This window comes from Pseudomonas sp. MG-9, assembly GCF_018729515.1.
Lineage (GTDB): Bacteria > Pseudomonadota > Gammaproteobacteria > Pseudomonadales > Pseudomonadaceae > Aquipseudomonas > Aquipseudomonas serboccidentalis.
In genome coordinates this window covers 18,501-34,310 of sequence record NZ_JAHHZH010000004.1, presented here as the reverse complement: position 1 = coordinate 34,310, position 15,810 = coordinate 18,501, and the positions used below count along the sequence as shown (strand labels likewise).

The window sequence follows — 15,810 nt, the reverse complement described above, 5'->3', positions numbered from 1 at the left end:
AAATTTTTAAAGTACGTCCAGACTGAATCGGCGCCGAGCCATCAGGCTATGGAAGTCAACTGAACGTGACACCCGGAGAGTCTTCAATGAGCAGTGTTGTTGCCATCGTCAAAAGCATTGTCGGTCAGGTATTCGTGGTATCCCCCGAGGGTGTACGCCGGGTGCTCGTTGAAGGCGATCGCCTGTTCGTCGGCGACCAGATCGACACCGGCCTCTCCGGCGCCGTGTCGCTGGAGCTGGCGGATGGCCGCACCCTGGACCTGGGCCGCGAAACCCAGTGGAGCGCCAACGCGCCAGACTCCAGCACTGACCTGGCCGAAGCCACCGCGCAGGCCGCGCCTTCTGTAGCCGAACTGCAGCAGGCCATCGCCGCCGGTGTCGACCCGACCACCGCCCTTGAAGCCACCGCAGCCGGCGCCACCGCCGCAGGGACTGGCGGCGCGGCGGGCGGCGGCCACAGTTTCGTGATGCTCGACGCCACCGCTGGCCGCGTCGACCCGACCATCGGCTTCCCGACTGCTGGCATCAACTCCGGCGCACAAGCGGCACAGAACATCACCGGCGGCCAGACCACCGACACCACCAGCAACGCCCTGCGTGAGTCGACCCTGAGCCTCAGCGCCACGCCGACCATCACCGAAGCCGGCGGCGTGCTGGTGTACACCGCGACCCTGACCCAGGCGCCGCTGACTGACCTGACGATCACCCTGTCCAACGGCTCGGTGATCGTAATTCCGGCCGGCTCCACCACCGGCACCGTCAACGTGCCGCTGGCACCGAACGATACCGTTTATAACGACCCGACCCAGATCGACGTGACCGTCACCGGCACCACTGGCGGCAACGGCATCACCGTGACCCCGCCGACCACCCCGGCTACAACTCAAGTCACCGACACCATCGACACCACCACCGTCACTCTGACCGCTGGCAACAGCGTTACCGAAGGCGGCCAGATCACTTACACCGCGACGCTGACGAACCCGGCGCAGACACCGGTGACCGTCACCCTGTCCAATGGCTCGACCATCACCATCGAAGCCGGCCAGACCACGGGCACCGTCAACGTGCCGACCCCGCCGAATGACGTCTACAACAACGGCAGCACGGTCAGCACCACCATCACCGGTGCCACCGGCGGTAACTTCGAAAACCTGGTGCCGAACACGACACCGGCAGTGACCACCATCACCGATTCGATCGACACCACCAACCTGACCCTGACCGCCACCGGCACTGTGGTTGAAGGGGGTCAGATCACCTACACCGCGACCCTGACCAACCCGGCGCAGACACCGGTCACCGTCACCCTGTCCAACGGCTCGACCATCACCATCGAAGCCGGCCAGACCACGGGCACCGTCAACGTGCCGACCGCACCGAACGACGTCTACAACAATGGCGGTACCGTCAGCACCACGATTACCGGCGCGACTGGCGGCAACTTCGAGAACCTGGTGCCGAACACGACGCCAGCGACTACCACCGTGACCGACTCCATCGACACCACCAACCTGTCGCTGAGTGCCACCGGTACCGTGGCTGAAGGCGGTTCGATCGTTTACACCGCAACCTTGACCAACCCGGCCGGCACCCCGGTGACCGTGACGTTGAGCAACGGGTCTGTCATCACCATCGAAGCCGGTAAAACCACCGGTACCGTGACCGTTCCGGCGCCTGCCGATGACGTCTATAAAGACGCCGGCAAAGTCGAAGTCAGCATCACCGGCACCACCGGCGGCAATTTCGAGAACCTGGTGCCAAGCACCGTTCCGGCTGTTACCGACGTCACCGATACCATCGACACCTCGACCGTCAAACTGACTGCCGATACCTCGGTCGCTGAAGGCGGCACCGTCACCTACACCGCCACCGTCGGTGCACCTGTAACGGGCTCGCCAGTCACCGTCACGCTGACCAACGGCCAGACCATCACCATCGAAGTCGGCAAAACTACCGGCACCGTGACCACCACCGCGCCGAACGATGCATTGACCGGCAATCCACCGCTGACCAACGCCATCACCAACGTCAGTGGCGGCAATTACGAGAACCTCGTCGCCGACAAAACCCCGGTTTCGACCACTGTCACCGATACCGTCGACACCACTGACCTGTCGCTGAGCGCGACCGGTACCGTGGCCGAGGGCGGCTCGATCATTTACACCGCGACCCTGACCAACGCGGCTGGCTCGCCAGTCACCGTAACCCTGAGCAATGGCGCGGTGATCACCATTGAAGCGGGTAAAACCACTGGCACCGTGACTGTTCCGGCGCCTGCCGATGACGTCTACAAAGACGCCGGCAAAGTCGAAGTGAGCATCAACGGTGCGACCGGTGGCAATTTCGAGAATCTGGTGCCAAGTACTGTTCCAGCCGTCACCGAAGTCACCGACACCATCGACACCACCACAGTCAAACTGTCCGCTGACACCTCGGTCGCCGAGGGCGGCACCGTCACTTACACCGCGACTGTCGGTGCACCCGTGACCGGTTCGCCAGTCACCGTGAGTCTGGCCAACGGCCAGACCATCACCATCGAAGTGGGCAAGACCACCGGCACCGTCACCACCACCGCGCCAAACGACGTGCTGAACGGCCAGGTGCCGCTGAGCAACTCAATCACTGGCGTGACTGGTGGCAACTACGAAAACCTCGTGTCCGACAAAACCCCGGTCAGCACCACCGTCACCGACACCGTCGACACCACCAACCTGACGTTGAGCGCCACTGGCTCCGTCGCTGAAGGCGGTTCGATCGTTTACACCGCGACCTTGACCAACCCGGCCGGCACCCCGGTGACCGTGACGCTGAGCAACGGCTCTGTCATCACCATCGAAGCCGGCAAAACCACCGGTACCGTGACTGTTCCGGCCCCTGCCGACGACGTCTATAAAGATGCCGGCAAAGTTGAAGTCAGTATCACCAATACCGCGGGCGGCAATTTCGAGAATCTGGTGCCGAGCACCGTTCCGGCTGTTACCGACATCACCGATACCATCGACACCTCGACCGTCAAACTGACTGCCGATACCTCGGTGGCTGAAGGTGGCACCGTCACCTACACCGCCACGGTGGGCGCACCTGTGACGGGTTCGCCTGTGACTGTGACCCTGGCCAACGGCCAGACCATCACCATCGAAGTGGGCAAGACCACCGGCACTGTCACCACTGCTGCACCGAACGATGCGCTGAACGGTCACGAGCCACTGACCAACGCGATCACTGAGGTGAGCGGCGGCAACTACGAGAATCTGGTTGCCGATAAAACCCCGGTTTCGACCACCGTCACCGACACTGTCGATACCACCAACCTGACGCTGACCGCGACCGGTACCGTGGCTGAGGGCGGTTCGATCGTCTACACCGCGACCTTGACCAATCCGGCCGGCACCCCGGTGACCGTAACCCTGAGCAATGGCTCCGTCATCACCATCGAAGCGGGTAAAACCACCGGTACCGTGACCGTTCCGGCGCCTGCCGACGACGTCTACAAAGACGCCGGCAAGGTTGAAGTCAGCATCAAGGACGCTTCTGGCGGCAACTTCGAAAACCTCGTTCCGAGCGCTGTCCCTGCGGTCACTGAAGTGACTGACACCATCGACACCTCGACCGTCAAACTGACCGCCGATACCTCGGTGGCCGAGGGCGGCACCGTCACCTACACCGCCACCGTTGGCGCGCCTGTGACCGGTTCGCCAGTCACCGTGACTCTGGCGAACGGTCAGACCATCACCATCGAAGTCGGCAAAACCACCGGCACCGTGACCACCACCGCGCCAAACGATGCGCTGACCGGTCACGAGCCGCTGAGCAACTCGATCACCGGCGTGACAGGTGGCAATTACGAGAATCTGGTTGCCGATAAAACCCCGGTCAGCACCACTGTCACTGACACCGTCGACACCACCAACCTGACGTTGAGCGCCACTGGCTCCGTGGCTGAAGGTGGTTCGATCGTCTACACCGCGACCCTGACCAATCCGGCCGGCACCCCGGTGACCGTGACCCTGAGCAACGGCTCGGTGATCACCATCGAAGCCGGCAAGACCACTGGCACCGTGACCGTTCCGGCGCCTGCCGATGACGTTTACAAGGACGCCGGCAAGGTTGAAGTCAGCATCAAGGACGCTTCTGGCGGCAACTTCGAGAATCTGGTGCCAAGCACTGTTCCGGCAGTGACCGAGGTCACCGACACCATCGATACGTCGACCGTGAAGCTCAGCGCCGATACTTCGGTGGCTGAAGGCGGCACTGTCACCTACACCGCCACCGTTGGCGCGCCCGTGACTGGCTCGCCTGTGACCGTGACCCTGGCGAACGGCCAGACCATCACCATCGAAGTGGGTAAAACCACCGGCACCGTGACCACCACCGCGCCGAACGATGCGTTGAACGGTCATGAGCCGTTGAGCAATTCGATCACCGACGTAACGGGCGGCAACTACGAAAACCTTGTCGCCGACAAGACGCCGGTCGCCACCACTGTCACCGACACCGTCGACACCACCAACCTGTCGCTGAGTGCCACCGGTACCGTGGCGGAAGGCGGCTCGATCGTTTACACCGCAACCCTGACCAACCCGGCCGGCACCCCGGTGACCGTGACGTTGAGCAACGGCTCCGTCATCACCATCGAAGCCGGCAAAACCACCGGCACCGTGACCGTTCCGGCGCCTGCTGATGACGTCTACAAAGACGCCGGCAAGGTTGAAGTCACGATCAAAGATGCTGCAGGCGGCAACTTCGAGAACCTGGTGCCAAGCACGGTTCCTGCCGTTACCGAAGTGACTGACACCATCGACACCACCACGGTGAAACTGACCGCGACCGAAACCGCAGCTGAAGGTGGCACCGTCACCTACACCGCCACCGTCGGCGCACCAGTCACCGGTTCGCCAGTTGTGGTTACCCTGGCCAACGGTCAGAGCATCACCATCGAAGTGGGCAAGACCACCGGTACCGTGACCACCACCGCACCGAACGATGCGCTGACGGGTCACGAACCACTGACCAACTCGATCACCGGCGTAACGGGCGGCAACTACGAAAACCTCGTGGCCGACAAAACCCCGGTCAACACCACCGTCACCGACACTGTGGACACGACAAATCTGTCGCTCAGCGCCACTAACTCGGTCGCTGAGGGCGGCTCGATCACCTACACCGCGACCCTGACCAATGCGGCCGGCTCGCCAGTCACCGTGACCCTGTCCAACGGTTCGGTCATCACCATCGAAGCCGGCAAAACCACCGGTACCGTGACCGTTCCTGCGCCAGCCGATGACGTCTACAAAGACGCCGGCAAGGTCGAAGTGAGCATCAAGGACGCGTCCGGTGGCAACTTCGAAAACCTCGTTCCGAGCACTGTTCCGGCAGTGACTGAAGTCACCGATACCATCGATACCTCGACGGTCAAACTGACCGCCACCGAGTCGGCTGCTGAAGGTGGCACTGTCACCTACACCGCCACCGTCGGCGCGCCAGTCACCGGCTCGCCAGTCGTGGTGACCCTGGCCAATGGTCAGAACATCACCATCGAAGTGGGTAAAACCACCGGCACCGTGACCACCATCGCGCCAAACGACGCGTTGAACGGTCACGAGCCGCTGACCAACTCGATCACCGGCGTGACCGGTGGCAATTACGAGAATCTGGTCGCCGATAAAACCCCGGTTTCGACCACGGTCACTGACACCGTCGACACCACCAACCTGTCGCTGACTGCGACCGGCACCGTGGCGGAAGGCGGCTCGATCGTCTACACCGCGACACTGACCAACCCGGCCGGCACCCCGGTGACCGTGACCCTGAGCAATGGCTCGGTGATCACCATCGAGGCTGGTAAAACCACTGGCACCGTGACCGTTCCGGCGCCTGCCGATGACGTCTACAAAGACGCTGGCAAAGTCGAAGTGACCATCAAGGATGCGTCCGGCGGCAACTTCGAAAACCTCGTTCCGAGCCCTGTTCCGGCAGTGACCGAAGTCACCGACACCATCGATACTTCCACCGTCAAACTGACGGCCGATACGTCGGTCGCAGAGGGTGGCACCGTCACCTACACAGCCACCGTCGGCGCGCCAGTCACCGGCTCGCCTGTGGTCGTGACCCTGGCCAACGGTCAGACCATCACCATCGACATCGGCAAGACCACCGGCACCGTGACCACCACTGCACCTAACGATGCGCTGACCGGTCACGAACCGCTGAACAACTCGATCACCAACGTCAGCGGCGGCAACTACGAAAACCTCGTTGCCGACAAAACCCCGGTCAGCACCACCGTGACCGACACCGTCGACACCACCAACCTGTCGCTGAGCGCGACCCCGGCGGTGAACGAAGGCGGCCAGATCACCTACACCGCCACCCTGACCAACGCCGCCGGCACTCCGGTGACCGTGACGTTGAGCAACGGCGCCGTGATCACCATCGACGCTGGCAAGACCACCGGCACTGTGACCGTCGATGCACCGAAAGATGACGTCTACAAGGACGCCGGCACCGTTGAAGCGACCATCAAGGGCGCGACCGGTGGCGACTTCGAAAACCTGGTGACCAGCAACACCCCGGCCGTGACCACCGTCAACGACACCATCGACACCTCCACCGTGTCGCTGACCGCCACCGCCAACGTCGCCGAAGGCGAAACCGTGGTCTACACCGCGACCGTCACCGCGCCGGTAACCGGTGCGCCAGTCGTGGTCACCCTGTCCAACGGCCAGACCATCACCATCGCCGTCGGTGAAACCACCGGCAGCGTGAATTTCGTTGCGCCGAACAGCCCGCTGGCGGGCGGCAGCTCGCTGAGCGTCGCCATCGACAAGGTTGCCGGCGGCAACTATGAGAACCTGGTGGCCGACAAGACACCGGCAAACACCTCGGTTTCGGACACCGTCGACACCACCAACCTGAACCTGACCGCCAGCGACTCGGTGGCCGAAGGTGGTTCGATTGTTTACACCGCAACCCTGACCAACCCGGCTGGCACTCCGGTGACCGTGACCCTGTCCAACGGTGCTGTCATCACCATCGAGGCCGGTAAAACTACGGGCACCGTGACCGTTCCTGCTCCGGCAGACGACGTGTACAAAGACGCGGGCAAAGTCGAAGCGACCATTTCGACTGCCACCGGTGGCAACTTCGAGAACCTGGTGCCGAGCACCGTTCCAGCCGTCACCAACGTGACCGATACCATCGACACCACCACGGTCAAACTGACCGCGACCGAGTCCGCTGCAGAAGGTGGCACTGTCACCTACACCGCAACCGTCGGCGCACCAGTGACCGGTTCGCCGGTCGTGGTTACTTTGGCCAACGGCCAGAACATCACCATCGAAGTCGGCAAGACCACCGGCACCGTGACCACCACTGCACCGAACGATGCGTTGACCGGTCACGCGCCGTTGACCAACGCCATCACCGACGTCAGCGGCGGCAACTACGAAAATCTGGTGGCTGACAAGACGCCGGTTTCGACCAACATCACCGACACCGTCGACACCACCAATCTGTCGCTGTCCGCGACCGGTACCGTGGCCGAAGGTGGCTCGATCGTTTATACCGCAACCTTGACCAACCCGGCCGGCACGCCAGTCACTGTGACCTTGTCCAACGGCGCCGTGATCACTATCGAGGCCGGTAAAACTTCTGGCACCGTGACCGTTCCGGCTCCGGCAGACGACGTGTACAAAGACGCGGGCAAAGTCGAAGCGACCATTTCGACTGCCACCGGTGGCAACTTCGAGAATCTGGTGCCGAGCACCGTTCCTGCGGTCACCAACGTCACCGACACCATCGACACCACCACGGTGAAACTGACCGCGACCGAGTCCGCTGCTGAAGGTGGCACCGTCACCTACACCGCGACTGTCGGTGCGCCGGTCACCGGTTCGCCGGTCGTGGTGACCCTGGCCAACGGTCAGAACATCACCATCGAAGTCGGCAAAACTACTGGCACCGTGACCACCACCGCGCCGAACGACGCGTTGAACGGTCATGAGCCGCTGACCAACGCGATCACCGACGTGAGCGGCGGTAACTACGAAAATCTGGTGGCTGACAAGACGCCGGTTTCGACCAATGTCACCGACACCGTCGACACCACTAACCTGTCGCTGACCGCGACCGGCACCGTGGCCGAAGGTGGCTCGATCGTTTACACCGCGACGCTGACCAACGCTGCCGGTTCGCCGGTTACCGTGACGTTGAGCAACGGCGCTGTCATCACTATCGAGGCCGGTAAAACCACCGGCACCGTGACTGTTCCAGCTCCGGCGGACGACGTTTACAAAGATGCCGGTAAAGTCGAAGCGACCATTTCCACCGCTACCGGTGGCAACTTCGAGAATCTGGTGCCGAGCACCATCCCGGCAGTGACCGAAGTCACCGACACCATCGACACCTCGACCGTCAAACTGACCGCCGATACCTCGGTGGCCGAAGGCGGTACCGTGACTTACACCGCTACCGTCGGCGCGCCGGTCACCGGTTCGCCGGTTGTGGTGACCCTGGCCAACGGTCAGAACATCACCATCGAAGTGGGTAAAACCACCGGTACCGTCACCACCACCGCACCGAACGATGCGTTGACCGGTCATGCGCCGTTGACCAACTCGATCACCGACGTCAGCGGCGGCAACTACGAGAATCTGGTGGCTGACAAGACGCCGGTTTCGACCACGGTTACTGATACCGTCGACACCACCAACCTGTCGCTGAGTGCCACTGGCACCGTCGCTGAAGGTGGCTCGATCGTCTACACCGCGACCCTGACCAACGCCGCTGGCTCGCCAGTCACCGTGACGTTGAGCAACGGCGCCGTGATCACCATCGACGCCGGTAAAACCACTGGCACCGTGACCGTGGCTGCGCCAGCGGACGACGTCTACAAAGACGCCGGCACTGTTCAGGCAACGATCACCAATGCCAGCGGTGGCAACTTCGAGAACCTGGTACCGAGCACCGTACCGGCCGTGACTCAGGTCACCGACACCATTGATACCACCACGGTCAAACTGACCGCGACCGAGTCCGCTGCTGAAGGTGGCACCGTCACCTACACCGCCACTGTCGGTGCGCCAGTGACCGGTTCACCTGTGGTCGTGACGCTGGCCAATGGTCAGAACATCACCATCGAAGTGGGTAAAACCACCGGCACCGTGACCACCACGGCACCAAACGACGCGCTGACCGGCCACGCTCCGCTGACCAACGCCATCACCAACGTCAGCGGCGGCAACTACGAAAACCTCGTGGCGGATAAAACTCCGGTTTCCACCAACGTCACCGACACCGTCGACACCACCAACCTGTCGCTGTCCGCGACCGGTACCGTGGCCGAAGGTGGCTCGATCGTTTACACCGCAACATTGACCAACGCTGCTGGCTCGCCAGTCACCGTGACGTTGAGCAACGGCGCAGTGATCACCATCGACGCCGGTAAAACCACTGGCACCGTGACCGTTCCTGCTCCGGCAGACGACGTGTACAAAGACGCGGGCAAAGTCGAAGCGACCATTTCCACTGCTACCGGTGGCAACTTCGAGAACCTGGTGCCAAGCACCGTTCCTGCGGTCACCAACGTCACCGACACCATCGACACCACCACGGTGAAACTGACTGCCACCGAGTCCGCTGCAGAAGGTGGCACTGTCACCTACACCGCAACCGTCGGCGCACCAGTGACCGGTTCGTCGGTCGTGGTGACTTTGGCCAACGGCCAGAACATCACCATCGAAGTCGGCAAGACCACCGGCACCGTGACCACCACTGCACCGAACGATGTGTTGACCGGTCACGCGCCGCTGACCAACTCGATCACCAACGTGACCGGTGGCAACTACGAGAATCTGGTCGCCGACAAGACCCCGGTCAGCACCACCGTGACCGACACTGTCGACACCACCAATCTGTCCCTGAGCGCGACCGGCACCGTGGCCGAAGGTGGCTCGATCATCTACACCGCGACCTTGACCAACGCCGCTGGCTCGCCAGTCACCGTGACCCTGAGCAACGGCGCCGTGATCACCATCGACGCTGGTAAAACCACGGGCACAGTGACCGTTCCGGCTCCGGCTGACGACGTTTACAAAGACGCCGGCACCGTGCAGGCAACAATCAAGTCGGCGACAGGTGGCAACTTCGAAAACCTGGTGCCAAGCACCGCGCCAGCCGTGACCACCGTCACCGACACCATCGACACCACCACGGTGAAACTGACCGCGACCGAGTCGGCGGCTGAAGGCGGCACCGTGACTTACACCGCGACTGTCGGTGCGCCGGTAACCGGTTCGCCAGTGACCGTCACTCTGGCCAACGGTCAGAACATCACCATCGAGGTGGGCAAAACCACCGGCACCGTGACCACCACCGCGCCGAACGACGTGTTGACCGGTCACGCGCCGCTGACCAACGCGATCACCAACGTGAGCGGCGGCAACTACGAGAACCTCGTGGCTGACAAAACGCCGGTCAGCACCACCGTGACTGACACCGTCGATACGACCAACCTGTCCCTGAGCGCCACCAACACGGTTGCCGAGGGCGGTTCGATCATCTACACCGCAACCCTGACTAACGCCGCTGGTTCGCCAGTGACCGTGACCCTGAGCAACGGCGCAGTAATCACCATCGACGCGGGCAAAACCACCGGCACCGTCACCGTCCCTGCTCCGGCCGACGACGTCTACAAAGACGCCGGCACCGTGCAGGCCACCATCACCAACGCCAGCGGTGGCAACTTCGAAAACCTGGTGCCGAGCACCACACCGGCCGTGACCAGCGTCACCGACACCATCGACACCACGGGCGTGAAACTCACCGCCACGGGTACTGTGGCCGAGGGAGGCACCGTCACCTACACCGCCACCGTCGGCGCGCCAGTCACCGGCTCGCCGGTCGTAGTGACCCTGTCCAACGGCCAGACCATCACCATCGACATCGGCAAGACCACCGGCACCGTGACCACCACCGCACCGAACGATGCTCTGACCGGCCACGCGTCGTTGACCAACGCGATCACCGACGTGAGCGGCGGTAACTACGAAAACCTCGTGGCGGATAAAACCCCGGTTTCGACCACCGTCACCGACACCGTCGACACCACCAATCTGTCCCTGAGCGCCACCAACACGGTTGCCGAGGGCGGTTCGATCATCTACACCGCGACCCTGACCAACGCCGCTGGCTCGCCAGTCACCGTGACGTTGAGCAATGGCGCGGTGATCACCATCGACGCCGGCAAAACCACTGGCACCGTGACCGTGCCGGCACCGGCCGACGACGTCTACAAGGACGCCGGCACCGTGCAGGCCTCCATCACCAACGCCAGCGGCGGCAACTTCGAAAACCTGGTGCCGAGCACCGCACCGGCCGTGACCAGCGTCACCGACACCATCGACACTACCGGCGTGAAACTCACCGCCACTGGCACCGTAGCCGAAGGTGGCACCGTCACCTACACCGCCACTGTCGGTGCGCCGGTAACCGGTTCGCCAGTGACCGTGACTCTGTCCAACGGCCAGACCATCACCATCGACATCGGTAAAACTACCGGCACCGTGACCACCACCGCACCGAACGATGCGCTGACCGGTCATGCTCCGTTGACCAACTCGATCACCAACGTGACCGGTGGCAACTACGAGAATCTGGTCGCCGACAAGACCCCAGTCAGCACCACCGTGACCGACACTGTCGACACCACCAACCTGTCCCTGAGCGCGACCGGCACCGTGGCCGAAGGTGGCCAGATCACCTACACCGCAACCCTGAGCAACGCCGCCGGCTCGCCGGTGACCGTGACCCTGAGCAACGGTTCGGTGATCACCATCGACGCGGGCAAAACCACTGGCACCGTGACTGTTCCTGCGCCCGCCGACGACGTCTACAAAGACGCCAGCACCGTGCAGGCCACCATCACCAACGCCAGCGGCGGCAGCTTCGAAAACCTGGTGACCAACACCACGCCAGCCGTAACCAGCGTCACCGACACCATCGACACCACCACCGTCAGCATCACCGGCAGCACCTCGGTGACCGAAGGCCAGACCGCCAGCTACACCGTCAGCCTGACGCACCCGGCGCAAACCGACGTGACCCTGAAAATCGTCTACAGCGGCACCGCTGCCGACGGTTCGGACTTCACCGGCGTGTACACCGTGAAGATCCCGGCAGGCGCCAGCAGCGCGCAGTTCAACGTCGCGACCATCGATGACAAGATCACCGAAGGCACCGAGAACTTCGTGGTCAAGATCGACTCGGCCACCGGTGGCAACTTCGAGAACCTGGCCGTCAGCAGCACCAATGGCAGCGTCAGCACCTCGATCATCGACAACGATGCGCCACCGGTCATCGACCTCGACGCCAACAACTCCAGCGGCGCGACCGGTGCCGACTACAAGGTGACGTTCACCGAAAACACCCCGGGCGCCGGCGTGTCGATTGCCGACACTGACCTGTCGATCACTGACCCGGACAGCACCCTGCTGACCGGTGCGACCATCGTGCTGACCAACCGTCAGGACGGCGATGCGCTGAACCTGGGCAACAGCGTCAATGGCATCACCATCAATGCCAACAGCACCAACGGCACCGTGACCCTGACCCTGTCGGGCAACGCGACGCTGGCCGACTACATGCAGGCGATCAAGAACATCACCTTCACCAACAGCAGTGAAGACCCGAGCACCGTGCCACGGATCATCACCGTGACCGTGACCGACGGCGGCAACTACTCCAACACCGCGACCACCACGGTCAACGTGGTGGCAGTCAACGACGCGCCGGTCGCAGCACCGGTCAACGTCACCGGAACCGAAGACACCCCGCTGATCCTTGGCTGGTCGACCTTCGGTGTGACCGACGTCGACAGCCCGGCCAGCAGCCTGGGCATCAAAATCACCCAGCTGCCGGGCGAAGGCAAATTGCAGTACCTGGACGGTTCGACCTGGAAAGACGTCGCCAACAACCAGACCTTCAGCAAGGCTGACATCGACGCCGGCAAACTGCGCTTCATGCCGGATGCCAACGAGTCGGGCGTCAACGGTTACGGCGGCACCGGCGTGGGCAACAACCAGGCCGACTACGCGCAGATCAAGTTCCAGCCAACCGACGGCCAACTGCTGGGTAACACTGGCACCGTGAAGATCGACATCACGCCGGTGGCGGATGCACCGACCCTGGGGGTGGCCGACAACAGCGTGAATTCCACCGGACTGATCAAGGAAGTCTGGACCGGCCTGCAGGGCCTGGGTACCAGCGGTAACGGCGCAGACTCGACCACCCTGAAAAACGTGATCGATGGCGCCGGCACCCCGAACTCCAGCGGCACCGTGACCAACGTGCAGTCGGACAGCAACGTCGCGGCGGGCACTGCGTCGAAAACTTCGGGCCTGATCTATCTGGAAGCCGGCAAGACCTACAGCTTCAGCGGTGTGGCTGACGACAGCGTGCTGATCACCATCGGCGGCAAGAGCGTGGCGTCGGGGACCTGGGGCGCGGGCGGCGCGATCAGCGGTTCGTTCACCCCGACCACCAGCGGCTACTACACCCTGGACATCTACCACCACAACCAGAGCGGCCTGGGCAGTTATGACGTGAACCTGTCGGTCAACGGCAGCACACCAATTGACCTGAGCAGCGCCGGCGTGCCGATCTACACCGGCGTGCAGGATCTGGTGAATTCCGGCGTGACCGTCTCCGACCTACACGGCAGCAACGGCGAAGGTTATTACGACGGCTACAAGCTCAACACCGGCGCCGAAGGCACCACGGTGAAACTGTCGGCGATCAACACCGCGCTGACCGACACTGACGGCTCGGAAACCCTGAGCGTGAAGATCAGCGGCGCACCGGTCGGCTCGGTACTCTCCGACGGCCATGGCCACAGCGTCACCGTCACCGCGAGCAACGGCGAAGCCAACGTCACCGGCTGGAACCTCGGCAGCCTGACCGTGACCCCGCCGACCTACTACAACGGCCAGTTCAACCTGACCGTGACCTCGACCTCCACCGAGATGGTCGGCGGTTCGGCCAGCAGCACCGCGACCATTCCGGTCACCGTGGTGCCGGCGGTGTACAACGCCGTGGTCGGTACCGCTGGCGATGACACCTTCAACGGCACCGATGGCAACGACATCATGGTCGCCGACATCGGCGGTCTGACCGTGGTGCCGGGCACCAACTACAACATCGCGTTCATGGTCGACAGCTCGGGCAGCATGAGCACCTCGTCGATCAACGCTGCCAAGGACTCGCTGACCTCGGTGTTCAACACCCTCAAGCAGAGCCTGGGCGGCAGCAACTCGGGCACGGTGAACGTCTTCCTGGTGGACTTCGATACCCAGGTCAACAAGTCGGTGTCGGTGAACCTCAACGACCCGAACGCGCTGACCCAGCTCAAAGCGGTGCTGGACTCAATGACGTCCGGCGGCGGCACCAACTACGAAGACGTGTTCAAGACCACGGCCAACTTCTTCCAGAGCACCGAAGCGCTGGCCAACACTGGGGCGAAGAACCTCACGTACTTCATCACCGACGGCAAGCCGACCTATTACCAGACCGGCGAGTCGACCAACCCGACGCTGTACGGCAGCGTGAAGTTCGATAGCGTGGTGACGACCAGCAATTACAAGCTGGGCGAGACCTTCAGCACGTACATCGACAACACGCATTACCTGAGCATCAATGCCAACGGCAGTGCGCAATTGCAGGTCTACACCAGCCGTTACGGCTGGACCGCGACCAACCTGGGCACCGTTCACGCCCAGGGCGATGGCACCTACGAGCTGTCGAGCCGGGCGGGTAACGGTGGCGACACAGATTCGGCAACCATCACCAACTCTAACAGCAGCTTCGCCTTGCTCAGCGGTCTGTCGAACGTCGAAGCCATCGGCCTCAACAGCGGTGTCAGCCTCAACGATCTGAAACCGTATGACTCGGACCAATTGCCGCAGACCAACATCGATCCGAAGGACCTGGCCAACTCGATCATCGGCCACACCGAAGCGACGATGCCGGGCAACGACACTGTCAGCGGTGGCGACGGCAACGACATCCTGTTCGGCGATCTGGTGAGCTTCAACGGCATTGCCGGCGAGGGTTACCAGGCGATGCAGGCGTTCGTGGCGCAACAGACCGGCGTCGACGTGAGCAAGGTCACCACCAGCAACGTGCACCAGTACATCACCGAGCACTATCAGGCGTTCGATGTGTCCGGTGCGCACGACGGCAACGACACGCTGCTGGGCGGCGCGGGCAATGACATCCTGTTCGGCTCGGGCGGCAACGACCTGCTCGATGGCGGCAAGGGCAATGACATCCTGCTCGGCGGCACCGGCAACGACACGCTGATCGGCGGCCAGGGCAACGACATCCTGATCGGTGGTTCCGGTGCCGACACCTTCGTCTGGAAAGCAGGCGACACCGGCAACGACGTGATCAAGGACTTCAACGCCAGCGAAGGCGACCGTATTGATCTGCGTGACCTGTTGCAGGGCGAAACCGGTACCACCATCGATAACTTCCTGAAGATCACCACGGTCGACGGTGTGTCGTCGCTGCAAGTCAGCTCCGGTGGCAAGTTCAACTCCGGCGACGCGGCAGCCGCCACGCCGGACGTGACGATCAAACTCGAAGGCAACAACTGGTCATCCGCCAACATTCACAACCTGATTGCCGGCAGTGACCCGACCATCAAGGTCGACCACAACAACAGCTGATGCGTGAACAAACGGCCGCCCCATGGGGCGGCCGTCACGTTTGCGCCTATCTCGGCGGTGACGATTTCGTCGCCGCACCGCATAC

The 15,810-nt window shown here is 62.7% G+C and carries 1 protein-coding gene; it reads left to right on the top strand.

Features of this window, described 5'->3' with window-relative positions; genetic code table 11:
• Positions 1-86: 86 nt before the first annotated feature.
• Positions 87-15,725 (top strand): LapA family giant adhesin, encoded by a 15,639-nt coding sequence (locus KKQ10_RS11065; RefSeq protein WP_215501110.1) that lies wholly within the window; start codon positions 87-89, stop codon positions 15,723-15,725.
• The last annotated feature ends 85 nt before the right edge of the window (positions 15,726-15,810 follow it).

Bases quoted from the DNA above. Each gene is read 5' to 3' on its own strand.
- KKQ10_RS11065 (WP_215501110.1), top strand. From the start codon at position 87: ATGAGCAGTGTTGTTGCCATCGTCAAAAGCATTGTCGGTCAGGTATTC.